Source organism: Actinomadura sp. WMMA1423 (assembly GCF_006547145.1).
Taxonomy (GTDB): Bacteria; Actinomycetota; Actinomycetes; order Streptosporangiales; family Streptosporangiaceae; genus Spirillospora.
Window position 1 is genome coordinate 1,443,464 of record NZ_CP041244.1, and the last position, 23,537, is coordinate 1,467,000.

The 23,537-nt window shown below is 72.8% G+C and carries 20 protein-coding genes; 9 read left to right on the forward strand and 11 right to left on the reverse strand.

From position 1 onward, the window contains the following. Positions 1-56: 56 nt before the first annotated feature. Complete coding sequence (locus FKD65_RS06885) at positions 57-923, reverse strand: bifunctional 2-polyprenyl-6-hydroxyphenol methylase/3-demethylubiquinol 3-O-methyltransferase UbiG (protein WP_205718575.1); 867 nt, start codon at positions 921-923, stop codon at positions 57-59. 158 nt (positions 924-1,081) lie between these two features. On the opposite strand from FKD65_RS06885, the gene FKD65_RS06890 reads away from it, so the two are divergent. Next, positions 1,082-2,095: an NAD(P)-dependent oxidoreductase gene (locus FKD65_RS06890; protein ID WP_141576686.1), complete on the forward strand. Its 1,014-nt coding sequence runs from the start codon at positions 1,082-1,084 to the stop codon at positions 2,093-2,095. Next, positions 2,092-3,159, forward strand: a complete 1,068-nt coding sequence (locus FKD65_RS06895) for an MraY family glycosyltransferase (protein WP_168220966.1) — start codon at positions 2,092-2,094, stop codon at positions 3,157-3,159. The genes FKD65_RS06890 and FKD65_RS06895 overlap by 4 nt, the downstream gene beginning before the upstream one ends. A gap of 84 nt (positions 3,160-3,243) precedes the next feature. Here FKD65_RS06895 and FKD65_RS06900 read toward each other — a convergent pair whose 3' ends face one another. Both FKD65_RS06900 and asnB read right to left on the reverse strand, forming a co-directional pair. Further along, positions 3,244-4,710: an arylsulfotransferase family protein gene (locus tag FKD65_RS06900; protein WP_205718576.1), complete on the reverse strand. Its 1,467-nt coding sequence runs from the start codon at positions 4,708-4,710 to the stop codon at positions 3,244-3,246. 55 nt (positions 4,711-4,765) lie between these two features. Then, on the reverse strand, positions 4,766-6,688 hold the full coding sequence (asnB, locus tag FKD65_RS06905; protein ID WP_141576688.1) for an asparagine synthase (glutamine-hydrolyzing): 1,923 nt from the start codon (positions 6,686-6,688) through the stop codon (positions 4,766-4,768). Positions 6,689-6,999: 311 nt separating this feature from the next. On the opposite strand from asnB, the gene FKD65_RS06910 reads away from it, so the two are divergent. Both FKD65_RS06910 and FKD65_RS06915 read left to right on the forward strand, forming a co-directional pair. Then, complete coding sequence (locus FKD65_RS06910) at positions 7,000-7,797, forward strand: FkbM family methyltransferase (RefSeq protein WP_168220968.1); 798 nt, start codon at positions 7,000-7,002, stop codon at positions 7,795-7,797. Continuing rightward, a complete protein-coding gene (locus FKD65_RS06915; RefSeq protein ID WP_141576690.1) occupies positions 7,794-8,819 on the forward strand; it encodes a bifunctional 2-polyprenyl-6-hydroxyphenol methylase/3-demethylubiquinol 3-O-methyltransferase UbiG in 1,026 nt (341 codons plus the stop codon). Before FKD65_RS06910 ends, FKD65_RS06915 begins: the two co-directional genes overlap by 4 nt. On the opposite strand, the gene FKD65_RS06920 is transcribed toward FKD65_RS06915, so the two are convergent. From FKD65_RS06920 to FKD65_RS06945, 6 genes are read right to left on the reverse strand one after another with little or no spacing between them, the layout of a single operon-like run. Beyond that, positions 8,788-9,630 carry a glycosyltransferase gene (locus tag FKD65_RS06920; RefSeq protein WP_141576691.1) on the reverse strand — a complete coding sequence of 281 codons (843 nt, stop codon included), beginning with the start codon at positions 9,628-9,630 and terminating at the stop codon, positions 8,788-8,790. The two genes, FKD65_RS06915 and FKD65_RS06920, sit on opposite strands and share 32 nt — an antisense overlap. Then, a complete protein-coding gene (locus tag FKD65_RS06925) occupies positions 9,627-10,784 on the reverse strand; it encodes a glycosyltransferase family 4 protein (RefSeq protein ID WP_141576692.1) in 1,158 nt (385 codons plus the stop codon). The genes FKD65_RS06920 and FKD65_RS06925 overlap by 4 nt, the downstream gene beginning before the upstream one ends. Continuing rightward, a complete protein-coding gene (locus FKD65_RS06930; protein WP_141576693.1) occupies positions 10,781-11,803 on the reverse strand; it encodes a glycosyltransferase family 4 protein in 1,023 nt (340 codons plus the stop codon). The genes FKD65_RS06925 and FKD65_RS06930 overlap by 4 nt, the downstream gene beginning before the upstream one ends. Positions 11,804-11,810: 7 nt before the next feature. After that, positions 11,811-13,376 (reverse strand): hypothetical protein, encoded by a 1,566-nt coding sequence (locus FKD65_RS06935; RefSeq protein WP_141576694.1) that lies wholly within the window; start codon positions 13,374-13,376, stop codon positions 11,811-11,813. Then, on the reverse strand, positions 13,373-14,755 hold the full coding sequence (locus FKD65_RS06940) for a lipopolysaccharide biosynthesis protein (RefSeq protein ID WP_141576695.1): 1,383 nt from the start codon (positions 14,753-14,755) through the stop codon (positions 13,373-13,375). The genes FKD65_RS06935 and FKD65_RS06940 overlap by 4 nt, the downstream gene beginning before the upstream one ends. Positions 14,756-14,770: 15 nt before the next feature. Then, complete coding sequence (locus FKD65_RS06945) at positions 14,771-15,712, reverse strand: sulfotransferase (RefSeq protein WP_168220970.1); 942 nt, start codon at positions 15,710-15,712, stop codon at positions 14,771-14,773. A 201-nt stretch (positions 15,713-15,913) separates the two neighbouring features. Here FKD65_RS06945 and FKD65_RS06950 point away from each other — a divergent pair, with 201 nt between their 5' ends. Continuing rightward, on the forward strand, positions 15,914-17,083 hold the full coding sequence (locus FKD65_RS06950; RefSeq protein ID WP_141576697.1) for a glycosyltransferase: 1,170 nt from the start codon (positions 15,914-15,916) through the stop codon (positions 17,081-17,083). Here FKD65_RS06950 and FKD65_RS06955 read toward each other — a convergent pair. Further along, entirely contained in the window at positions 17,056-18,363 is a 1,308-nt protein-coding gene (locus FKD65_RS06955; protein ID WP_168220971.1) for an O-antigen ligase, read from the reverse strand. The genes FKD65_RS06950 and FKD65_RS06955 overlap by 28 nt on opposite strands. A gap of 154 nt (positions 18,364-18,517) precedes the next feature. Between FKD65_RS06955 and FKD65_RS06960 the strand changes: the two genes are divergently transcribed. From FKD65_RS06960 to FKD65_RS06970, 3 genes are all read left to right on the forward strand, one after another. Further along, positions 18,518-19,483 carry an LCP family protein gene (locus tag FKD65_RS06960; protein ID WP_141576699.1) on the forward strand — a complete coding sequence of 322 codons (966 nt, stop codon included), beginning with the start codon at positions 18,518-18,520 and terminating at the stop codon, positions 19,481-19,483. A 75-nt stretch (positions 19,484-19,558) separates the two neighbouring features. After that, a complete protein-coding gene (locus tag FKD65_RS06965; RefSeq protein WP_141576700.1) occupies positions 19,559-20,203 on the forward strand; it encodes a class I SAM-dependent methyltransferase in 645 nt (214 codons plus the stop codon). Continuing rightward, on the forward strand, positions 20,194-21,219 hold the full coding sequence (locus FKD65_RS06970; protein ID WP_141576701.1) for an endonuclease/exonuclease/phosphatase family protein: 1,026 nt from the start codon (positions 20,194-20,196) through the stop codon (positions 21,217-21,219). Before FKD65_RS06965 ends, FKD65_RS06970 begins: the two co-directional genes overlap by 10 nt. 51 nt (positions 21,220-21,270) lie before the next feature. Here FKD65_RS06970 and FKD65_RS06975 read toward each other — a convergent pair whose 3' ends face one another. Then, the gene (locus tag FKD65_RS06975) at positions 21,271-22,716 is read right to left on the reverse strand and encodes a polysaccharide biosynthesis tyrosine autokinase (RefSeq protein ID WP_141576702.1); all 1,446 of its coding nucleotides are present in this window, start codon (positions 22,714-22,716) and stop codon (positions 21,271-21,273) included. A 109-nt stretch (positions 22,717-22,825) separates the two neighbouring features. Here FKD65_RS06975 and FKD65_RS06980 point away from each other — a divergent pair, with 109 nt between their 5' ends. After that, on the forward strand, positions 22,826-23,521 hold the full coding sequence (locus tag FKD65_RS06980) for a hypothetical protein (RefSeq protein ID WP_141576703.1): 696 nt from the start codon (positions 22,826-22,828) through the stop codon (positions 23,519-23,521). Positions 23,522-23,537: the final 16 nt, after the last annotated feature.

Sequence of the window (23,537 nt, forward strand, 5' to 3'; positions counted from 1 at the left end):
GACGGCACCGCGCCGACCTTCCACAAGGCGACCCCGCGCGGCGCGCGGCCGGAGGCTCACGCGGTGAGCCTCCGGTCGCGCGGCGTGCCGCCCGCCGCCACCCGCTCGAACACGTACTCGTTGCAACCGAGCCCGCCCCCGCACGTGTTCAGGAAGCGCAGCTCGAAGCCCCGGCGGCGGACGAAGGAGAACACCTCGCCGGGCGTCGCGACCTCGAAGGGGAACCCCCCGACCCAGTCGACGAGGTCGTGCCTGGCGGACATGCCGCGGGCGCGGGCACCCGGGCCGCCGGCGCGGCCGCCGCGCCGGACCCGCCGCGCCAGACCGTTGAGCACCCGGCGCCGCCCCAGGTACGCGGCGCTGCCCAGGACCAGCGTCCAGCGTGTCAGCGGCCCCGACCTGTTGTAGCGGCGCTTGACGCGCCACCACAGCCGGCTCGCCCGCCCCTGGTCGTTGTAGACCGAGACGTAGAGCAGCCCTCCCGGCCGGACCAGGTCGCACGTGGCGTCGAGCGCGTCCCACAGAGCGCCCGTATGGTGCAGGACGCCCCATGCGTAGACGACGTCGAACCGCCCCAGCCCGGCGGTGAACTCCTTGTCGAGCACGGAGCCCTGCTCGATGGGCCAGGCGGCCTCGGGGGCGAACCGCCGCCGCAGGCCGTCCGCCGCCGCGACGGCCGTGCCGTCGAAGTCGAACGAGCGGACCCGCGCGCCCATCCGGAGGGCGGCCAGCGAGAAGAGCCCGCTGCCGCACCCGACGTCCAGGAACGTGCGCCCGGAGAGGTCGTCCGATCCGAGCGCGGCGGCCAGCGACTCCCGGGCGCGGCCGATCCGGGCGTCGTCGACATGCCGGGCGAAGGCCCACCAGTTGTCGCCGAACGCGAACCTGCGGCCGGTCTCGATCTCGGTTCCACTGTCGCTCAACGCGCCCGCCTCGGTGCCACCGGACCGCCTTCGCCGACCGAGAAGCTCGACGGGGCGAGTCCGCTTTTTGATCAGGGCTTTGTCCGACTTAGAGTAGTCGACTGATTACTGAGGGTAGTAGAGGTGTGGTCGATGACGAACGAGGCTGGAGGTGCGTCATGCCCGGTGAGGGCCCCACCAGATACCTGGTGACCGGCGGCGCGGGATTCATCGGTTCGCACGTGGTGGACGCCCTGCTCGCGCGCGGCGACCACGTCACCGCGCTCGACAACCTCTCGACGGGGCGCGCGTCCAACCTCGACCCGTCCATGCCCGGCCTGCGCTTCGTCCAAGGCTCGGTCCTGGACGAGTCACTGGTCGACGAGCTCGTCCACCAGTGCGACGTCGTGATCCATCTGGCCGCCGCGGTCGGGGTCAAGCTCGTGATCGAGCAGCCGCTCAGATCGCTGACCACCAACATCCGGGGATCGGAGATCATCATCGAGGCGGCCCACCGGTACCGGCGCAAGATCCTTCTGGCCAGCACGTCGGAGATCTACGGGAAGAACTCCTCCGGCCCGCTGCCCGAGACGGCCGACCGCGTCCTCGGCGACAACACGATCGTCCGCTGGGCCTACAGCACCGCCAAGGCCGTCGACGAGATCCTCGCCAACGTCTACCACCGGGAGCGCGGCCTGCCGACGATCGTGGTCCGGCTCTTCAACACTGTCGGACCGCGGCAGAGCCCCGCCTACGGCATGGTGATCCCGCGGCTCGTCCGGCAGGCGCTGCGCGACGAGCCGGTCACGGTGTTCGGCGACGGCCGGCAGACCCGCTGCTTCACCCACGTCGCCGACGTGGTGGCGGCCCTGCTCCGGCTGCTCGGCGAGGACCGCGCGATCGGCGGCACGTTCAACGTCGGGGCCTCCGAGGAGATCAGCATCCTGGCCCTGGCCGAGGCCGTCATCGCCCGGTGCGAGAGCGCGTCGCCGATCCGGCTCGTCCCCTACGAGGACGCCTACGGCCCCGGCTTCGAGGACATGCGCAGGCGGGTCCCCGACACGGCGCGGCTGCGCGCCCTGACGGGATGGGCGCCCCTGCGCACCCTCGACGACATCCTCGGCGACACCATCGCCGAGTCGCGCCGTCACGCCGTGTCCAAACCGGACCTGGTCGACCTAGTCGCGCCGTGACCACGTCGCTCAGCGCGACGGCCGGTGCCGCATGCGCGGCGCTGCTCCTCACGCTCGCGCTGGGCGAGATGCTGCGGCGGCTGGCGCTGAGCCGGGGCCTCACGGACCGGCCGAGCGCCCGGAAGGCGCACGAGCGCCCGACGCCCTACCTGGGCGGGGTGGCCATCGCCGCGGGGACGTGCGTCGCGACGACGGCCGCGGCGCCCTCGGACGCCGCGCTCCCGGTGCTCGCGGGCTGGGCTGTCCTGGTGGCGCTGCTCGGGCTCGCCGACGACCTCCGGCCGCTGAGCCCGTCGTCCCGGCTACTGGTCGAGGGGCTCGCGGCGGCCGGGGTGGTCGCGAGCGGCGGGGGGACGGGCCTGCCGGGCGCCGTCCCCGACACGGTCGTGACCGTCCTGTGGATCGTCCTGGTCACGAACGCGTTCAACCTGCTCGACAACATGGACGGGGTGACCGCCGGGGTGGGAGCGGCGACGGCGGCGATCCTCGCCGCCGCGGCGGCGTTCGCCGGCCAGGCGGGCATCGCGGTCTTCCTGGCCGCCCTGGGCGCGAGCTGCGCCGCCTTCCTCGCCCACAACTGGCCGCCCGCCCGCATGTTCATGGGGGACGCGGGGTCGCTGTTCATCGGCTTCTCGCTGGCGTCGGCGACCGTGCTGATCGACGCGCCGCGGGCCCCGCTCGACCGGATCACCGGGATGGTGCTGGTCACGTTCGTCGCGACCGTCGACACGGCGCTGGTCATGGTCTCGCGGCGCCGCGCGGGGCGGTCCTGCCTCACCGGGGGCACCGACCACGTCGCGCACCGACTGCGCCGGCTGGGACTCCGGCCGCGCCAGGTCGCGTCGGTCCTGCCCGCGGCGGCGGCGGCGGCCGGGCTGTGCGGACTCCTCGTCGGCCGGCACTGGCTGCTGAGCGGCATCGTGCTCCCGGTCGCCGTCACGACCGGGGCGGCGACGATCTGGCTCCTGCTCAGGGTCCCGGTCTACCCGGCCCGTCAGGAGCGCGCCGCGTCCCCGGGAGCGGGCGACAACGGGGCCGAGCATGCCGGAGGACCGCTCAGGTAGCGGAGGCCGGCGCGCCCGAACGGGGCGCGAGCGCACCGCTCGTCCGGTTCGCCGCGACCCGGCCGCGGGCCGCCGGCGGCCGGGTCACGGCCGACGCGCGAAGCCCGAGGTACCGAGCACCTTCCCGCCGGCGTCCCGTGCCCGGACCTTGACGTACCGCGCGGATCCGGCGGCGGCCGGAAGAGCGATCGAGGTGTCCAGCCCGCTCCATGCGGCCGCGGCCACAGGTTTCAGAGCGTCGGGCGCCCCACCGGCGAGGACCTCCCAGCGGGCGACACCGGTAGCGCCGTTCCAGACCGCGTGGACGGCGCCGGCCTGGACGACCGCGGACGGCGGAGTGCTCGGCCTGCCGTTCCAAGGGGACCGGTAGACGCGGTACGAGGTCCAGCCTCCGGGCAGGGAGGCGTCGAACAGCAGGTCCCCCTGCCGGGAGAACTCCGAGATCCGGCCCGTGGACCCCCAGCCCACCACGGTGTGCCCGTTCGGCAGGTCCTGCGCGCCGCCGTTCAGGGCGGCGGACAGGTGCTGCGGATGGATCACCTGCCTCACGAGGCTCGCGGTCTTGCGCACGGGATCGATCCGGACCCACAGGACGCGCGACTCCCGCTCGTCGGACGGTCCCTTCCACGGGGAGATCGTCCCGTTCTCGAAGACCCGGATCAGGTTCCTGCCGGCCCAGACCGCGTCGTGCTGACCGGACAGGCGCACGCCGGGGCCGAGCCTGAAGGTGCTGCGGCGCCCGCCCAGCCTCCAGACGATCCTTCCGGTCCGCCGGTCGAGCTTGTAGATGGCGGACGTGTTCCGCGCCGAGATGAGCAGGCTTCCGTCCGGGCCCTCGTCAACCGAGTTGAGGTGGGCGTAGTCGTAGATGGATCTTCCGTTCGCCCGGTGAGGAGCGCCGTAACTCTCGGCGAGGCCCACATGGGCCAGGCTGCTCCACCGCCACAGGCTCCTGCCGGTGGCGACATCGATCTCCTCGACGATCCCGCCGACGACCGTCCCGTCCTTGGCACCGCCGAACGGCGACAGGTCCCTCGGCGAGTTCCGGTTCTCGGTGATCAGCACGGTGCCGCGCGAGGTGAGCCGGAACTCATGCGCGTCGACGGGTGCGGCGACGCCCTTGATCACGGCGACGACCCGGTAGTGCTCGTCGGCGACGTAGCCGACGCCGCCTCCCGGGTAGGTCCCCTCCCACCAGGTCAGCACCGGTCGTCCCCGGTAGCTCTGGACGCGCAGGTCAGAGGCCATGATCCCGTCCCGGAGCCGCCGGAACCAGACCGGGCGCCCCAGGCCGTCGATGATCTCGGCACCGTGCGGGTCCGCGAAGTCCTCCAGGTTGACCGGTCCGGTGAACAGCAGGCCGGCCGAGGCGCCCGGCCGGTTCGTCAGCACCCGGTACCTGGGCGGCGCGGGGAGGGCGGGAGCCGCCGTCCCGGCCCGGACCGACGCGGCACGCGCGGTGCCGGGGCCGATCGACGCCGCGGCGGGGGAGCTCAGGGCGACCACCCCGCCGAGCACGAGGGCCGGTGACCGCAATCTCGCACCGATCACGGGTTCCCCTCCCAAGAAGAGTTTGTCGAGCCCTCCGGGCTCCTTGCGGAAAGAGTCATGGCGAGGCGGCCGGCGAGCCGGGCCGGCCCGTCTCGGGAGCGGCCGATGGAGCGTGGTCGAGGAAGCGGCGGTGCCACAGTTCGATCTGGACGAGCGCCCAGATGCGGTCGGCGTGGTCCTGGCCCTCGCGGTGCCGGCTGAGCAGTCCCTTCACCGCCTCCTGGCGGAACAGCCCCCGCGACCTCGCCGTATGGTCGGTCAGGACGTCCCAGGACAGGTCGAGGAGCTCCTCCCGGAGCCATGCCGCCAGCGGTACCCCGAACCCCATCTTCGGGCGGGTCACCAGCTCCTCCGGCAGCCAGGGGGCCACCGCCTTCTTCAACAGGTACTTGGTCGTACCGCCTCGCACCTTCCATCGCGAGGGGAGCCCCGCGGCCCACTCCATCAGGTGGTGGTCCAGGAACGGCGAACGGGCTTCGAGCGAGTTGGCCATCGTGGCGATGTCCACCTTCACGAGCAGGTCCCCGGGAAGGTAGGTGTTGACGTCGGCGTCCATGGCGCGGCCCACGTCGCAGCCCGCACGGGAGCCGGCGAACGCCTGGTCGATCAGGGCGTAGCTGTCGGTCCCGGCGAGCTCGTCGCGGAGGGCGCCGGAGTAGAGGGCCGCCTTCTCGCCGGGCGAGAAGGACGACATGAGCCGGGCGTAGCGCCGCGGCGCCGGATGCCCCAGGAGCGCGAGCATCCTGCCCGCCTTGCGCACCGGGGACTGCCTGCCGCCACGGGCCGCCAGCGCCGATCCGGCCCTGTCGAAGGCCGGGCCGAGCAGGGGCAGGACGGGGATCCGCCGTGCCCGCGCCATGGCCACGTAGCGGAGGTAGCCGCCGAACGCCTCGTCGCCGCCGTCGCCGGTGAGGATCACGGCGACGTGCTCCCGGCTCATCCGCGCCACGTAGAAGCTCGGGATGGCCGACGAGTCCGCGAACGGCTCGTCGTAGTGCCACGACAGGGTGGGCAGGATCTCCAGCGCGGACGGGGTGACGACCAGCTCGTGGTGGTCGGTGCCGTAGTGCGCGGCGAGCAGGCGCGCGTAGCGCCGCTCGTCGAAGCGGCGGTCGCGGAAGCCGATGCTGAACGTCTTGATCGGTCCCGCCGTCTGCCGGGCCATGGCCGCGACGACCGCCGAGGAGTCCAGCCCTCCGGACAGGAACGCCCCGAGGGGCCGTTCGCTCACCATCCTGGCGCGGGTCGCGTCCAGCAGGTGGCCGCGCAGGCGCTCGGCGGCCTCCTCCTCGGAGCCGATCTCGCGCGGCGTGAAGTCGAGGCGCCAGTAGCGGCTCACCTCGACCTCGCCGTCCTGCCAGACGAGGAGGTGACCGGGCGCCAGCTTGCGGACCCCCCGGTAGATGGACCATGGCGCGGGCACGTACTGGTAGCTCAGGTAGTGGTGCAGGGCCACCGGATCCAGTTCGGCCTTGAAGTCCGTGTCCTGGCGCAGCGCCTTGAGCTCCGACCCGAACGACAGCGATCCGTGCGTCGCCCGCCAGAACAGCGGCTTCTTCCCCACCCGGTCGCGGGCGAGCAGCAGGCGCCGCCTGCGGACGTCCCAGATGGCGAACGCGAACATTCCCCGCAGCCGGTGGACCAGCGCGTCGCCGTATTCCTCGTACAGGTGCACCAGGCACTCGCTGTCTCCGGCGGAGGCGAAGCGGTGACCCCTGGCCTGGAGCTCGCGCCGCAGGTCGGCGAAGTTGTAGAGCTCCCCGTTGAAGACCGCGACCACGGTGCGGTCCTCGTTGTAGACGGGCTGGTCTCCGCCGGGCACATCGATGATCGCGAGCCTGCGCATGCCGAGCGCGGCGCGGGAGTCCTCGTACAGGCCCGAGCCGTCCGGCCCCCGGTGGACCAGGACCTCGCACATGCGGCGCACGAGGTCGGCGTCCGGCCGGTCGGTCGAGACCACGCCCGCTATCCCGCACATCGTCCGCGCTTCCGGGCCGCCCGTACAGCAATCGCCATGACCGGCAGTTTATGCGTCGCCGCTCCCCGGACTCGGCGTCTTGTTCTCATCTTCGGCCAATCGCTCGCGGGGAACACTCGATTTCCTCATAGAGAGATCATCATTTGGAGCGTCCAGTGCGACCGCACAGCGACTTCCCTCTCAAACAGGGCACGAATATAAAAAGTCTCCCCCGGACCCGCATGGGAGGTCGAAGACATGGCAAAACCAGAGCGCGGCACGTCATTCCACGTAATATCGTGGGCATTTGGGAGAGAGGTTGGGGATCACTGGTGCAGAAGAAGGACGTCGGCAGAGCCCTGCGCTCCCGGGCGCTCAGTGCGCGACTGCTGACCGAATTCCGTGTCCAGCAGATGAGACGCTCCGAGCGGTCCGCCGACCTGGCCCGCTGCATGGAGGTCGCCAGGCCCGGCTCCCTGGCGATCGACGTGGGCGCGAGCGTGGGGAACTACGCGATGGCCCTGAGCAAGGCGGTCGGCAGAGGCGGCCATGTCATCGCCCTGGAAGCGAATCCGGAGGTGTTCCAGGAGCTCGTCCGGAGCACGTGGAGCTCCCGGATCTCTCCGTTCAACCTGGCTGCGTCGAGCAGGTCCGGCCGGGCGCGGATGTACGTCCCCATGGACCGCTCAGGCCGGTCGCTGGAGCAGCTGGGGAGCCTGGAGAGCCGCCAGGGGCCCTCACGCGGGGTCGACATCCGGTGCGTCCGGCTCGACGACATCGTCGGTGACGCGCGTCCCGTGTCCGTCCTGAAGATCGACGTCGAGGGGCACGAGCTCGAGGTGCTGCGCGGGGCGACCGACCTCCTGGCGAGGGACCGCCCGGCGCTCGTGATCGAGATCGAGCAGCGCCATCTCGGCGAGAGGACGGTCGCCGACACCGTGCAGTGGATCAACGACCGCGGGTACACGTGCCACGGGATCAGAGGCAGAAGGCTGGTGCCCTGGAAGGAGTACGACATCGAGCGCGACCAGCTCCGCTGGCTGCGCGCCGCCGGGGCGGCGCCCGATCTCGGGCATGTCGATTATGTCAACAACTTTCTCTTCATGCCGCTTCAAGAAGGAACACCGTGAACTCCGGAATCGGCGACAAGAGCATCTCGCGGAAGACAACGCCAGGAACCCCGGACGGGCGGGCCGTTCCCGCCGCCATCTCCGGTGTTCTTCGCTGCGGGACCTGCGCGGAGAGCGTCCGGCCGCTTGACGGCGGCCTGGCCTGCGAGCAGGGCCACATCATGCGTTTCGTCGGCGGCTATCTCGACGCGGCCTCCCCGCCCCGCGACGCGCAGGAGGCCCAGACGCTCAGGAGCTTCGGCTACGAATGGACCGCCTTCGACGCGATCCATCCCGAGGACGAGGAATTCTGGCGCCGCTACTTCGCCGATATCGATCTGGACGAACTGCGGGACCGTGTCGCCATCGACGTCGGCTGCGGCAAGGGCAGGTACACGCGGTTCACGGCCGGTCACGTCAAGGCGATGGTGGCGCTGGACGGCTCGGCCGCCGTGACGTCGGCGGTCGGCAACCTGCGGGACCTGCCGAACTCACTCGTGGTCAAGGCCTCCTTGAACTCCATGCCCGTCGCACCGGCGGGCTTCGGGCTCGTCTCCTGCCTCGGGGTACTGCATCACCTCTCCGATCCGAGGGCGGGTTTCGAGCGGGTGGCACGGCTGCTCGAGCCGGGCGGCGTCCTGCTCCTGTACCTGTACAGCCGGCCTGCCGCCCCCGGCCTGCGCGCGATGGCGCTCGCCTCCGCCGCCCTGCTGCGCAGGTGCACCGTCCGGATGCCGCACGGCCTGCTGCGGACGATGAGCGCGGCGCTGGCGCTGGTCCTCTACTGCACGCTCGTGGTCCCCGGTCACCACAGCGAACGGTACGGCCTCGACCGGCTGCTTCCGCTCCCGCTCCGGTTCTACCGCGGCAAGCCCCTGCGCAGCCTTTGGCTCGACACCTTCGACCGGCTCAGCGCGCCGATCGAGCACCGGTACGTCTGGCGGGAACTCCGGCCGTGGTTCGACTCGGCGGGCCTGACGGTGGAGAGCGTCCGCGAGGAGAGCGGGCTCTTCATCGTCGCACGGCGGCCTGCGGAGGGGTGAGGACCGCGCGCCCGGCCGTCCGGGCGGTGCGGAGCGCCCAGTGCGCCGTCCTCGACTGGACGATCCGCCATCCCGCGTGCGCGCCCAGCACCAGCGGGGCGGGTACGCCGAGATGGGCCGCCGCCGCTCTGCGGGCGCGGAGGATGTGGACCACCAGCGGGGCGACGTCCACCGTCCGGCTGAACTGGTCGTCCCAGACGCGGTGCTCCAGGAGCGGGTCGTCCAGATTGGTGAGGACACCGGCCGTCGACAGCCGGAGCCACAACTCGTAGTCCTCCCCGCCCGAGAGGCGTTCGTCGTAGCCTCCGACCGCGTCGACGGCCTCGCGGCGGAACATCACCGACGGGTGGACGAGCTGGTTGCGGAGCAGGAGCCGGCGGCGTAGATCCGCTGTCGCGCACATGCGGCGCACGTATCTGCGGCGGCCCCGCTCGTCGATGATGTGGACGGAGGAGCCCACGGCCACCACTGCGGGATTTCCGAGCAGGAAGTCACGCTGGCGCCGCAGACGGCCGGGCAGGGAGACGTCGTCGGCGTCCATCCGGGCGACCAGGTCGGACCGGCAGTGGCGCAGGCCGTCCTTGAGCGCCGCCGCGATGCCGACCGGTGCGGAGCGTTCGACGATCCGCAGGCGGGTCGCGGGGATGATCCGCCGCAGCAGCTTCTCGTTGTGCGGGCAGGCCCCGTCGAGGACGGCGACCAGTTCCCACCCGGTCAGGGTCTGGTCCCGGATGCTGGCGAGGGCCTGGGAGAGGAAGGCCGCCTCGGGCGCCAGCGGCATGAGCACGCTCACCAGCGGTCGCCCGGTCATGCGGGACGCCGTCCGGGAGCCCGGCCGTCCGCCGCCGAGAGCGCTGATCCGTAGATGTCGAGCGACCGCCGTGCGAGCCGGGTCCAGCAGAACCGGCGGGCGTGCTCGAGCGCGGCGCTCCCCATCCGGATGCGCCGCTCGGGCGACTCCAGAAGCGCGCGGAGGGCCGCGGCGAGTTCCACCCGATCCCCCGGTGTGAAGAACTCCCCGCTCGCTTCGCCGACCGATTCGCTCAGGCCGCCCAGCCTGCTGGCGACCACCGGCTTGCCGCAGGCCTGCGCCTCCAGGGCCGCCATTCCGAACATCTCGTCCTGCCGGGTGGGCATGGCGAAGACGTCGCACATGTTGTAGACGGCGTTGAGCTCCTCGTCGGGGACCGCTCCGAGGTAGACCCCCTCCATGCTCCGCAAGCGCAGTGTCAGCGGACTCTCGGAGGCGGAGCCGGTGAACTGCCCTATCGGACCGGCGAAGACGAGCGTCGCGGTGGGGTGCTCTCGGCGCACGCTCTCCCAGGCGTCCAGGAGGAGGTCCGCGCCCTTCTGCTCGCACACCCGTCCGACGTAGAGGACGACCGTGCTCCCCAGGAGGCCGTGCTTCTCCTTCGTCCGGAAGGCGGCGTCAGGATCCGGGCGGAACTGGTCGAGATTGACGCCGTTGTAGAAGACGGTCATCGGGCCCGGTGACGGCGCCCAGAATTCGGAGAATTCCCTTCCGCACGCCGCGGACACAGGCAGCAGGGTCGAATACGCGGCCAGGGAGCGCCGGTAGTGCGTGCGGCCGAGAGCCCATCGGGTGGCGGCGAGGCGGAAGTAGTCGAACGAGTAGACCGCCGGAACGCGCAGCCTTTTCGACAGGCGTCCGATCTCCGGGGCGTTGTGGGCGTGGATGATGTCCGGCCGCTGCCCGCCGAGCCTGCCGTGGACGCCGACCAGGAATTCGTAGTCGCGATAGGGCCGCGGCAGTCTGAGCTTGACGGCCTCATAGCGCACTCCGTCGGCGGTCCGCCTGGCGGCGGTGTCCTCACCGCTGAACACCTGTACCTCGTGCCCGGCGGCCGCTTGCGCCCTGGCCAGTTCGATCATGCGTCTTTCCACCGCTCCGCCCCGGTGGAGGCGAATCGGCATGGTGGACGTTCCGATATGGACGATCTTCATAGGCCCCCGACCCCCGCACCTTTCCTGACGTTCCGATACAGATCCTCGTGACTTTCGACCATCGCTGCGAGCGCGAAGCGAGCCCGTGCCGCGGCCGCCACGCGGTTCGACTCCTTCGAGTAGTCCGCGTAGTCGCGCATGGTGCGCAGAACCGCCGCCACCACGGACTCCACCGAGAGCGTCCGGAGGCAGTGCCCCCAGCCGTCGAGTTGCCACGCGATCCCGCCCACATCGGGAGCGATCACGGGGAGGCCGGTGAGCATCGCCTCGGTGACCACCGACGGCATCGCCTCGGTCCGGCTCGCGAGCAGGTGGATGTGGGCCTGGTGGTACTCGCGCACGAGGGCGGGCCCCGACCGGCGGCCCACGAAGGCGACCTGCTCGTGGACTCCGAGGTCGCGGGCGAGCCGGCGGAGCTCGGTCTCGCGGTGGTCGATGTGGTAGACGAGCCGGAGCTCGCACCTGCCGCGAAGTTCCGGCTCGGCCACCGCGCGGATGAGCAGATCCACCTGTTTGAGCGGGATGAGCTGCCCGACGTAGAGCAGCCGGAACCGCTCGCCGCCGCTCGGAGCCGCGCGCGCGACCGGGGTGAAGTGCGTACCGTCCATGCCGTTCGGTATGACGAGGGTCCGGCCGCCGCGCCCGGTGGCGGCCTCGCACCGTGCGGCCTCGGCCGGGGACAGCGCCACGACGGCGTCCGCCCGACGGAGCATCCTGCGATGCGCGATCCGCTGCCGTACGCGCGCGGGCACCGAGCCGCAGTGCGGTGTGTAGACGAGCGGAGCGGGCGTCCTCCGCAGTCCCAGTGCGAGCGTCGCGGGACCGGCCTGGTGCACGTGCGTCACGTCGACCGACGATGCGGCGCTCAGCGCCCCGCGCCAGTCGCGGATCCCGATGGGGAGCACCTCGTGCCCGCGGGCGCTCAGGCCCCGCAGCAGATTGATCTCGGGTGTGGCCTGGAGCCTCGTCCAGACGTCCGGCCGGTACTCGAAGATGCCTCCGACCATCGCGATCCGCATGCGCCTCTCACCTCCCGATGACGCCGGCGTCGAGTGCGGGGACCGCCTTGCCCGCGGGCCCCTTCCTCGCCCCGCGGAAGAACGCCCGCGCCAGGTAGGGCGGCAGGCAGAAATACAGCAGCGTCTGCGAGAGGACGGCGATGCCGCCCGCCACGGAGAAGGCGAGGGTGATCGAGGTGAAGACGTGCAGATAGGCGTCCAACGTGTCGGCCGTGGGCCGGTAGCGCCTGTCGAGGGCGCCGAAGGCGATTCCCAGCAGCGAGAAGCCGGCGACGACGCCGGACGGGCCGCCGGCGAAAAGGAGGTCTACGACAAGGGGAGGGTGCTGGTCGTGTGCGACCAGGCTCCCGTAGATCCGCTCGTTGTAGACCTTGCCCGTATCGGTGTCCCGGTAGGGTTTTCCTATTATGGGGACCGGCCGCAGGACCGATGCCAGCAAGGACTCGGGCCCGAGCAGGGGTGCCCCGCCGCCATTTCCCTCGACCGCGATCGCCACGAACTGCGGCGCACCGAGATAGCGTTCCAGTTCCTCCAGCGGGTCGGCCCGGTAATCATCCAGCCCCACCTCTCGGGCGCTCAGTTCCCCGCCTCGCGTCTCCACGTAGAACAGCCGGTAAGTTCCCACATAGGAGGAGCAGACGCCGACGAAGACGAAAGTGACCAGCAGGACGGGCAGGTTCAACCGCCTCACTTGAAGGCTGCACACCGCGAGCAGAGCGATCAGCGCCGTCACGGCCGCCTGGCGGTTGTAGTGGTAGCTCGAATAGGACAGGAAGAGCAGCGCCAGCGCGACGACCGCACGCCACGTGGTCCGCCGGCGTGAGGGCGCCGCAGCGCCCGGCGGCCGGGACGCCAGCCCTCTCTGCAGCCACAGCAGGCCCCCGACGCCGAGGAACGGCCTCGTCAGAGCGCTGATCCCCTGCCCGAGGCTCGTCCTGCTCCCCGGCTCCAGGAGGGCCGGGTGGCCGGTGTAGTAGGCCCACGCCTCGCCCGGCGTACGAAAGAACAGGGCCATCCCGGCCGTCCCGACCGCCAGGAACGCCAGCACCACCGGGACCGGCACGGGACGCCGCGCCCCCGCCGGTCCCTCCGCGCGGGCCCCGCTCGCGGCCCGGGCGGAGCGCCCCGCCCCCGCCCGTACGGCGAAGCAGACCGCGAAGGACGCGAAGGCGAGGGACTGGACGCACATCGCATAATTGATCGCCGGCACCGGGGGAAGCACGCGCATGAGCCCGGGCACCGGCGGCCGCACGACGATGAGGGTCGGGAGCGCGACAAGCTCCAGGTACCAGACGACCAGGACGAGGTTGCCGGGCGTCAGCCACTGGTCCCGCCGGAGGCGGAGGCGCCGGGAGGCCGCGGCGCCGACGGCCAGCACGATCGCCCCGATCGGGGCCGCCCAGTAGTCGCCACCGCGCCATCCGCTCAGGACCGCCGTCAGCAGCACGGCCACGCTGAGGCATGCGGTCAGCAGGTACCAGCCGAAGGCGACGAACCTGACCTCCACCTCGGAGGAGGCCGGTCCGGCCGGCGCGGGCGCCTGGACCGTTCGCGGTCCGGAGGCCGCCGTCACGACCGGCTCCTCAGCTCGCCCACGACCGGCACGAGCGCCAGGCATGTCGCGATCCCGCCCACCAGGAAGGACAGGGAGGCGCCCACGCCGCCCAGGGCCGGTACCAGCAGCACCGCCGCCACGGCGAGCGCCGCCGCCTGGGTGACGTCGCTGCACATCCACAGCCTGCTCCGGTTCATCGCGACCGCGACGGAGCTGAGGAGGCTGTTGAGCACCATGGGGACCGCCGCCATCATGAGCACGACGAAGACCGGCCAGGCCGAGACGTACTGCTCGCCGAACGCGCGCAGGGTCAGCGGGGCGGTCACCACCGCGACGAAGGTGGTCGGGACGACGTAGGCCAGGTATCCCGCCGCATATCGACGGGCCGCCCGGACGAAGTCGTCGTGCCGCCCCTCCGCCCAGCACGCGGTCAGGATCGGAACGCTGGAGACGGCGATGCAGCCGGGCAGCATCACCACGGCCTGCACGGCCCGCTGCGCGAGCGCGAAGACGCCGAGCGAGGCGTACCCGCCGGGGACGTGGGTCAGGAGGACCTGCACGTACCAGAACGCGGGTTGCAGCAGCAGCGTCGAGCCCCAGGCCGCCAGCGCCATCTGGGCGCCGTCCTTCGCCGAGGACGGCCGGGCGGGCGCCACGGCGGCCTGTCCAGGCCTGCTGGCCAGGAGATATCCGTGCCGGAGCATGGGAGCGAGGACGACCGACTCCCCCAGCGCGTAGCCCACGACGGCGGGCAGGACGCCTCCCGGCCAGACGACTCCGCCGATCACCCCCGCCGCGCACGCCGCGCTTCGCATCAGGGACCACCTGGCCGCCGACTCGAACCTCTCCAGGCCCATGAAGACCGCCTGGCTGAGGTTGTTGACGGTGCATCCGGCGAAGACCAGGACCGAGGCCGTGACCAGCCGGCTGTCGGCACCTGCGCCGAAGACGACGCGGGCGACGGTGCCGGCGGCGGCCAGCACGGGCAGGGCCACGGCGCCGACGCCGCCCAGGCAGAGCAGGACGAACACGCACCAGAGCCGGCGCGTTCGGGCGGGGCCCGCCAGGCGGTGGGCGGCCAGGGTCCTGGTCGCGGCCCAGGGCAGCCCCATGCCGCCCACGGCCGAGGCGACCAGCGCGGTGGACTGGCAGAGGGCGAACGTGCCGAACTGCGCGGCGCCGAGGAGGCGCGCCGCCGCCACCCCCGCCACGAGGGTCGTCAACCGCCCGAGCAGAGCGCTCCCCGCGGTGAAGGTGGCGCCCCTGACCATGCGGCTCGAGACCTCGTCGAGCGACTGCAGCCGCGCCGCCAGCCGTCCAGGAAGCCGTCCCTCCGCTCCCAGGGGACGGTCCGGTGCCCGTACGCCGTCTCCTGCGCTCCCCCGCTGCCTGACCATGGACGCGCGACCCGCCTATCCCGGGAAGACGGGATAGCCGTAGCGGAGCAGGCCGGGCGCGGTCAGGGCGCTGACCAGCCGCTTGGAGCCCGCGGGCAGCGCGGAGCGCCAGTCCTCGTCGAGCCGCAGCGGCTCCCGTCCCGCCCGGATGCGCATGGGATTGGCGGCGACCAGGTGGTCGCGCCCCAGCTCGACCGCGTCGGCACCGAGGAACGGCAGGTCTCCCGGGACCTCGCTGCCGAGGAACGAGAGCACGCGTTCGAGATGCGCACGCGGCTGCGCGACGAAGTCCTCGTAGCGCAGGGTCATCGTCGGCATGCCGAGCACGCCGAACAGGTCGAGGGTGAGGTTGAAGACCGTCCACTGGACGGCGGTGCGGGCGGGCGACTGCCTCGGCATGGGCACCCCGCCGAGGTCGGGGCGCGCGATCCGCTTGGTGCACGAGAAGCACACGCCGTGACTCGCGCGGACCAGATGGAGCATCCGCATGCTCGTGCCGGGCGCGTGCCGGACCGTCTGGGCGGCGGCGGGCCACTTGGACGAATCGATCACGAAGGTGCAGCCGCTGGCCGCGCGCACCCCGCGGAAGAGCGCGCCCATGATCTCCGCATAGCGGTCGAGCCGGCGACGGAAGCGCGGGGCCGCGCGCGGAGCGGCCAGGAAGGGCAGGTAGTGCATCCGCGCGACCGAGGCGCGCAGCCGCAGGACCTCCGCGGCGTCGACGCGGTCCCAGCCGCCGAACGCCTCCTTGCCGACGGCCAGCCAGAAGGGGCAGTCATGGAAACGCGCGCCGCATCCGCACATGTCGTTGCGAAGCACGCCATGGTCCCAGAGGAAGAAGAGTTCGCCGACGGCACAGAACCCCGGGACCGCGCCCAGCACCCTGGACACCAGGGTGCTCCCGCTCCGGCTGTTCCCGGCCACGAAAACGACGGGCACGGTGTCGCTGTCGTCCACGCCGCCCTCCCGGTCACGCTGGTCGCATTCCGTGCCCGCCGCACCGGTGGAGGCCGCCCTCCCACCGGAGGGGCCGACCGCGGGACGGGCCGGGGCGCGACGCCCCGTCGAAACTCGCCGTGCCGGACACCTGAGACTACCGAGAGTATCTGATCGTAACTCTTTGTACAATGCTCGTGGGGCTCACGGAACGGATGGGGCATGCCGAGGGACGACAAGGCGCTCTCGCTCGCGGCCGAGCGGTGCCCGGGCACCGCCGCCCGCCTGCCCAGGACGTGCCTGCTCATCGGCCAGCTGGGCGTCGGCGGGACCGAGAAGCAGCTCACCCTGCTGGCCCTCGGGCTGCGCGCCCGGGCGGTGGACACGTCCGTCCTCGTGATGTTCGAGGGCGGACCGCGCGAGGAGGTGCTGCGGGCCGCCGGGATCCCCGTCGTGCATCTGGGGTTCCGGCGCAGGTCGGCCGGCTGGCGGATGGTGCCGGGGAACGCGGCGGCCTTCCTGCGGCTGGTCGCCTGGCTGCGCACCCGCCGTCCGGAGGTCCTGCACGCGTTCCTGTTCTACAGCTACGTCGTGGCCGCGCCCGCCGCACGCCTCGCCGGGGTCCCCGTGGTGGTGGCCGGCCGCCGAGGGCTCGCGGACGGCAAGCTCGGACGCCGCCTGCTGCTCGCGGTCGAACGCTGGGCGACCCGCATGACCGATCTCCTCATCGCCAACGCGCACGCGGTGGCCGAGAACGCCCGGACCACCGAGAGGCTCCCGACCGGCAAGGTCGTCGTCGTGCACAACGGCCTTCCCGAATCCGCCTTCGCGCCGGCGCCGCCCGCGCGGCTGGAGACCGAGCTCCCCGTCGTGCTCTGTGTCGCCAACCTCAAGCCGTACAAGGGGCACGCGCACCTCTTCGAAGCGGTCGCGCGGCTCGCGGGCCGCGGGCTGCCCTGCACCCTCGCCCTGGCCGGGGAGGGCTCCGCTCGGGCAGCCCTTCAAGCCCTCGCCGTGCGGCTCGCCATCGATGTCCGCTTCCTTGGGATCCGTACCGATGTGGATCAGTTGCTCGCCCGCGCCGACGTGGTGGTGCTCCCGTCGCTCGAGGAGGGGATGAGCAATGCCGTGATGGAGGCCATGGCGGCCGCACTGCCGATCGTCGCGACCGACGTGGGCGGTACCGGCGAACTGCTCCGGGGCCGCGGCCTGCTCGTCCGTCCCGCCGAGCCGGAGGCCCTCGCCGAGGGGATCGAGCGGCTCCTGACCGACCCGGCGCTGGCCCGCGGCCTCGGGCGCCGGGCCCGTGCCTGGAGCCGCGAGCACCTCCTGGCCGACGCCATGGTCGACCGGCACCTCCGCATCTACCGGGAGCTGCTGGATGGCGCGTAGTCCGAATCCGGCTCCGGGTCCGGGTCCGGGTCCGGGGCGTCGGCCAGGAGGCTTCCCAGCGCCAGCCAGAACGGTGCGCTGACCCCGAGGACCGAGAGCGGATTGGCGAACAGCATGCCCACCGCGTAGACCACCACCACCGCGCGCAGCACCGCCAGGTCACCGGTCGCCCTGCGCCTCACTCCGCGGACCAGGAGCACCGCGAAGGCGGCGAGGGTCGCGACGCCCGCTTCGGCCGCCAGCCGCAGGTAGTCGTTGTGCGTCATGACGTACACGCCGAATTCCGGGGACGAGTGGGCATACGTCGGGAACATCCAGTAGCCGACCCCCCGCAGCGGATGGGTGACCGCCGTGCGGAGCGCGAACTCGGCCGCCTGGAGCCGCAGGAGGTTGTTGGCGCTCAGATCGGCGGGCCGCCGATCGCCGGCCCCCAGGCCGTCGAGGACGTGACCGCCGCCGATCAGCGCGGCCGCCGCGGCGGCGCCGAGGACGACCGCCATGGCGCCCTGCACCCGTCTGGGGAGGCCCTGGAGGAGGACGACGGCGGTACCGCACGCGGCGGCCGCGAAGGCGCCGCGCGACTGCGTGTCGGCGATGGCGAGGAAGCACGCCGCCGCGGGGACGAGCCACTTCACGTTCCGGGTCCGCCGCAGGAGCCCGATCGACGCGACGAGCGGGAGGGCCAGCATCAACCCGAGGTAGTTGGTGGTGCAACCGAGGGCTTCGAGCCGGCCCTCGTCGTACGTGCCCCGGTAGAGCGCGTAGACGGCCGCGGCCGTCCCCGTGAGGGCGATGACCCGCGTGATGCCGCGGGGACGAGGGGGCACGGCGACCACGACGGCCAGCAGAGCCAGCCCGGCCAGGAAGCCGACCAGGTCCGTCAGCCGCAGCAGTTGCCCCGGCGCGAGAGCGCCGAGGGGGCCGACGAGGTCAACGATCCTGTGCCGTTCGGACGGCGCGGCCAGCGGCGCCCGCACGGCCGGCGCGCAGAAGCTCACGACGAGCAGGAGGCTCACGAGCCCGATCCAGAGATGCGACGTCCCCGGCCGCACGACGCGCGCGGCGCCGAGGGCCGCGGCGGCGAGCGCGAGCACCGCGACGGCCGCCACGGCGGCGAACCGGCCCGCGGTCGAGAGGCCGCCGACGAGCACGGCCAGCGGGACCGCGGCCAGGAGCCCGGCCCGCAGGAGGAGGGTCACCGCGGTCGCGGGCCGCCACCGGAACCGGAACGCGGGCGCTCCCCGTTCGCGCGGCGCCGCGGGAGTCAGCCCGATCCCCACGTCGTCTCCCCCCTGCCCACCGCCGCACCGGCTTCCCGCACGGCGACCGGGGCCTCCATGACCCGGCGACGCGAGCCCGGGCATAACGTAGCGATATAACTACGGAGAGTAGCAGTGTCCGGCAGGCGATCTTCTCGCGACCTGGGAGCATGCCATGCGATCCATCAAGGGGGCCGCCCGGGCGGCGGGCGCCGGACGCGGCCGCCGCCGGCTGCTCCTCCCCCTCGACATCCTCGTCGTCCTCCTCGTCGCGGCGTACTTCCTGTCCGACGCGGGTCTGCGCCGGGTCGACGCGCTGGAGGCCTGGAAGGACAGGCCGAGGGACACCCCCGCCCAAGACTGGCTGCTCGTGGGCGTCGGCGCCACCGGGGGCGCGGGACCGGAGGCGGGCCCGGCCCCCGCCGCGCCCGGCCGGCGAGCCGACGTGATCGCGCTGCTGCACATCCCGGCGCGCACCGGGAGACCGACCCTCGTGCTGCTGCCGCCCGACCTGTCGGTCGGCGTTCCCGGGGCCGGCCGCGGCCGCCGCGCGCTCGGCATGGTCTACTCGGCCGGCGGCCGCCCCGCGCTCACCCGCACCGTCGAGAGCCTGAGCTGGTTGCACATCGACCGGTACCTGGAACTCGACCTGGCCGGGCTGGTCGACGCCGTCGGCGGGGTGCGGGTCTGCGCCGGCGAGCCGAACGGGACCCCGAAGGCGCGGCTCGTCTCCGGCCCGGCATGCGGGACCCTCGGCGGACCGCGGGCACTCGCCTACATTCGCGGCGCCGGTACCGGCGAACCCGACCGGATCGCGCGCCAGCGCGCCCTGGTGGTCGCGCTCGCCGACCGGGCCACGAGCCCGCGCACGCTCCTCGACCCCTTCCGGGGAGCCCCGCTGCTGTGGAACGAGGCGCGGCTCGCGACGGCCGGGAGAGGTGACCGCCTGCACCATCTGATCAGGTTGGCGACCGTCCTGCACGGCGTCCCCGACCGGGTGGTGGTGGCCACCCTCCCGGTGGTCGGCCTCCTCCCCGGCTCCGACGGCCTGCTCGCCGTATGGCAGTGGGAAGGGACTCGGGCCCTCTTCAGCGCGCTCCAGGCGGACCGCCCGGTACCGCGGAACCTGCGCGTCGAGTGACAGGGCGGCAGACCGTCCGTCCCGTGCGGCGGCGTCGACCCGATCGCTCCCGAGCGTCCATGTACCCTGAGTGACATGGTCGATACTTACGGCGACTACATCCTCGACACCGGCCGCCATGAAGCCTGGGAACGGCTGTTCCACGCCTACATCCGCCGATCCCGGTTCCAGGGGCGCGACGAGATCGTCGAGGTCGGGCCCGGCCGCTGCGCCTTCACCCGGTCGGCGCCGGACCGGATCATCGCCGTCGACAACGCTCCCGCCCTCGTGGACCACTACAAGAAGGAAGGGCTCGACATACGGTTGGGCTCGGCCGACGATCTGCCGCTCGAGGACGGGTCGATGGACGCCCTCTACTCCTGCTGGCTGCTGGAGCACCTGACCGATCCCGTGCCCGCCCTGCGGGAGGCCCGGCGCGTGCTGAGGCCCGGCGGATACGCGTTGTTCGTCGTGCCGTCGGTCCGATCGCTCACCCGGGGCTTCTACAGCGACTACACGCACGTCCGCCCCTACAACGCGCAGTCGCTGGCGCAGGTGGCCCGTGCCGCGGGATTCGAGCGGTTCGCCGTCGAGCATCTGTTCTGGACCAGGGGGCTGCGCCGCCTGATCCCCCTGGCCGGCGAGCGCCGGACGATGCGAGCGGTGCGAATCGGCGACGTGGTGGGCCGCAGGTTCGGGGTCGTGAACCGCGACAATCTCCTCTTCGAACTGTGGGCCTGACGGAACGGGCGGGCAGCGACGGTCTCCTGCCCCGCGACCTGGTCGGACGCGAACGCGCGTCCCGGGTGTTCCGGCCGGCGCACGCGTTCTGGTCGCTCGTCGTCGTGTCGGCGGCCTGGTCGATCGGCAGGCTCGTGGGAGCGGACGCGTTCGGCCGCCAGGCCATCGCGCTGGCGCCGGTCTTCGCCTTCACGCCGTACGCGGCCGCGCTGGCGGTGCTCATGGTGCCGTGGTCGATCGCGCTGCGCCGCTGGGTGGCGTGCGGTGTGACGCTCGGGGCGGTCGGCGCGTTCGCGATCGCCTTGGTCCCGCGGGCCGTCGTGGACGCGGCCCCCGCGGCGAGCGGGCCGCCGCTGCGGATCCTGACCGCCAACATGCACTTCGGCCGGGCGGACCCGCGGACCCTGGTCGGCCTGGTGCGCCGATCGGACGCGGACGTCCTGAGCCTCCAGGAGTTCACGGCGAGGAGCGCCGCCGCACTCGACCGGGCGGGGTTGAGGACGGTGCTGCCCTTCAGCGTCGCGGCGCCGATCGGCGGGGCGCTGGGTTCCGCGCTGTACGCGCGCTTTCCGCTCCAGGCATTTCCCATGCCCGATGTCGCCGTGGTGGGCCAGGCCATGCCGCGGGCGCGGATGCGCGTCCCCGGCCGGGCCCCGGTGGAGGTGATGGCCGTGCACCTGGCCAAGCCGCTCAACCTGAGGGGGGCGGCCCAGTGGGTGCGGGGGCTCGCCGCGGTCTCCGGCACCGAGCCCCCGGGAACGCGGCGCATCCTGGCCGGCGACTTCAACGGCACGCTCGACGACGCCCGCCTGCGCGGCCTGATCGCGGCGGGCTACGTCGACGCCGCGGACGCGGCCGGCGAAGGCTGGAGGCCGACCTTCCAGAGGTCGTTCTGGCCGCCGATCACCATCGACCACGTGCTCGTCGACGCCAGATGCGCCGTGCTGCGCACGGCCGTCCACCGCCTGCCGGGCAGCGATCACCGGGCGCTCTTCACCGAGGTTCGGCTGCCCTGACCGGGACCTCGCACGCGTGCGGACCGCCGGAGGACGGACCGCACCGCGCGGTCAGTCCGCTTCGCCGGCCGCCGCCCCGGACGGGGCGGCCGTGGCCACCGCCTCCTTGCTCAGCGCGTCGAGCTCGGCGTCGACCGACGGCTCGTGGTAGCCGTAGTGCCGGTAGCCGTACCGGTAGGACTCGTGCCCCTTCCCCGGGACCATGTTCAGCAGCGTCCCCACGATCCGGACGTCCACGTCGCGCAGCATCGCCACGGCGCGGCGCAGCTGCTCCTGGAGCGTCGAACCGTGGCGCGCGACCAGCAGGGCGCCGTCGCAGAGCCGGGACAGGACGACGGCGTCGGTGACGGGAAGCAGCGGGGGCGCGTCGAACAGGATGATGTCGGCGTGCTCGCCGAGTTCCTCCAGCACGGTCCTCATCCGGGCCGACCCGAGGATCTCGCTGGGGTTGGGAGGCACGGGCCCGCTCGGCAGCACCCACATCGGAAGGTCGCCCCAGCGCCTCAGCACCGTGTCGAGCCCGGTGCGTCCGATGAGCACGTCGGTCAGCCCGGCCGCGCCCTCGATGCCGAGGTACTCGCCGAGCCGGGGCCGCCGCAGGTCCGCGTCCACGACGGCCACCCGCTGGCCGGCCTGGGCGAGGGTGATCGCGAGGTTGCTCACGGTGGTGGACTTGCCCTCTCCGGGCCGGCAGCTGGTGACGACGAGGCGCTTGACGGGGGTGCCGACGTCGACGAACCGCAGGCTCGTGCGGAGCTGCCGGAACGCCTCCGAGCGGGCGGCGTGGGAGTCGAGGTGGACGACCAGCGGGCGCTTGGCGGCCTTGGGGTCGTGGCAGATGGCACCGAGCATGGGGGCGCCGGTGAGCCCGTTCAGCTGGTCCGCGGACTTGACCGACCGGTCCAGGTGCTCGCGCAGGACGGCGAAGCCGAAGCCGAGCAGGAGCCCCGCCCCGAGCGCCGAGAGCAGATTGAGCAGCAGGTGCGGGGAGGACGGCACCCGGGGCAGCTCGGCGGGGTCGACGAGGGTGACCTTGACCGGCGCGGGCCGCCCCCTGCCGGAGCGCTCGAGGTCGGAGACGAGCAGGGTGAGCTGCCGGCCGAGGGCGTCGGCGACCAGCTGGGCCCGCCGCGGCGACGGGTCGGTGTACGACGCCTTGATGATGACCGTGTCCGGCACGATCTCGGTCCGCACCTGGGACCGCAGGCGCTCGGCGCCGGTCCGCAGCCGCAGCTCGCCGATGACCGCGAGAGCGAGGCGCCGGCTGCCGAGGAGGTCGGCGTAGGACTTCGCCCGCTGCTCGCTGAACGTGGCGCCCTGGTACACCGCCATCGGATTCTGCGTGCCCTCCGCGGAGACGAAGAGCTTGATCGTCGCGGTGTACCGGGGGGTCATCCGCAGGGTCACGGCCCCGGCGAGCGCGACCGCGAGGACGCCGCCGGCCAGTACGATCCACCACTTGCGGCGAGCCAGCAGCAGGTAGTCCCGAAATTCCACGTTCCCGCCCGTTCTCGGTCGAGGCACTTCCCTTGATTGCCGACCGTAACATGATGTTTACTGAGCGTGGCGACCCGGGGTGGGCCGGGCCGGGGCGAGTGAGGCCGCCATGGGACAGGAGCAGTTCCACCTGCTTTTCGTCTGCACCGCCAACATCTGCAGGTCCCCGATCGCCGCCGAACTCGCGCGGCTGAGGATCAGGGAGTCGCAGCGCTCCGACTCCCGCCAGATCACGGTCGGCAGCGCGGGGACCGCCGCGCGCGACGGGCTCTCCATGGATCCGCGCGCGGCCGCCGCGCTCGGACCGTTCGGCGCGAGCCCCGGCGGGTTCGCCTCGCGCGCGCTCACACGGCGGCTGACCGACGCGGCCGACCTGGTGCTCACCGCCGAACGCGGGCACCGGGCGGCGGTCGTGGCCGGCCTGCCCCGATCGCACCCCAAGGTGTTCACCATCCTGGAGTTCGCCCGCCTCGTCCGGGCGCTGGACCCCGCCGAGCCGCCGCCGGACGGCATCGTCCCGCGCGCCCGGTGGCTCGTCCGGGAGGCGTCGCGCACGCGCGGGCTCGTCCCGCCTCCGGCCCCGGGCGACGACGACGTCGCCGACCCGGTCGGCCGGTCGGCCCGCGATTTCGAGACCTGTGCGACGACCATCGACCGGGCCCTCGACCGGCCGCTCCGGCTCATGCTGGGACGGTGGACGCCCGCGGGCGAGGACGCGGTCGCGAGCACGGCGCCTCCGGCCGGGAAGAGGTTCCGGGCGGCGTTGCCGAGGCTGAGGGCGTTCGGCCGCCCCGCCGAGCCGTGACCGGGTCCGCGTCCCC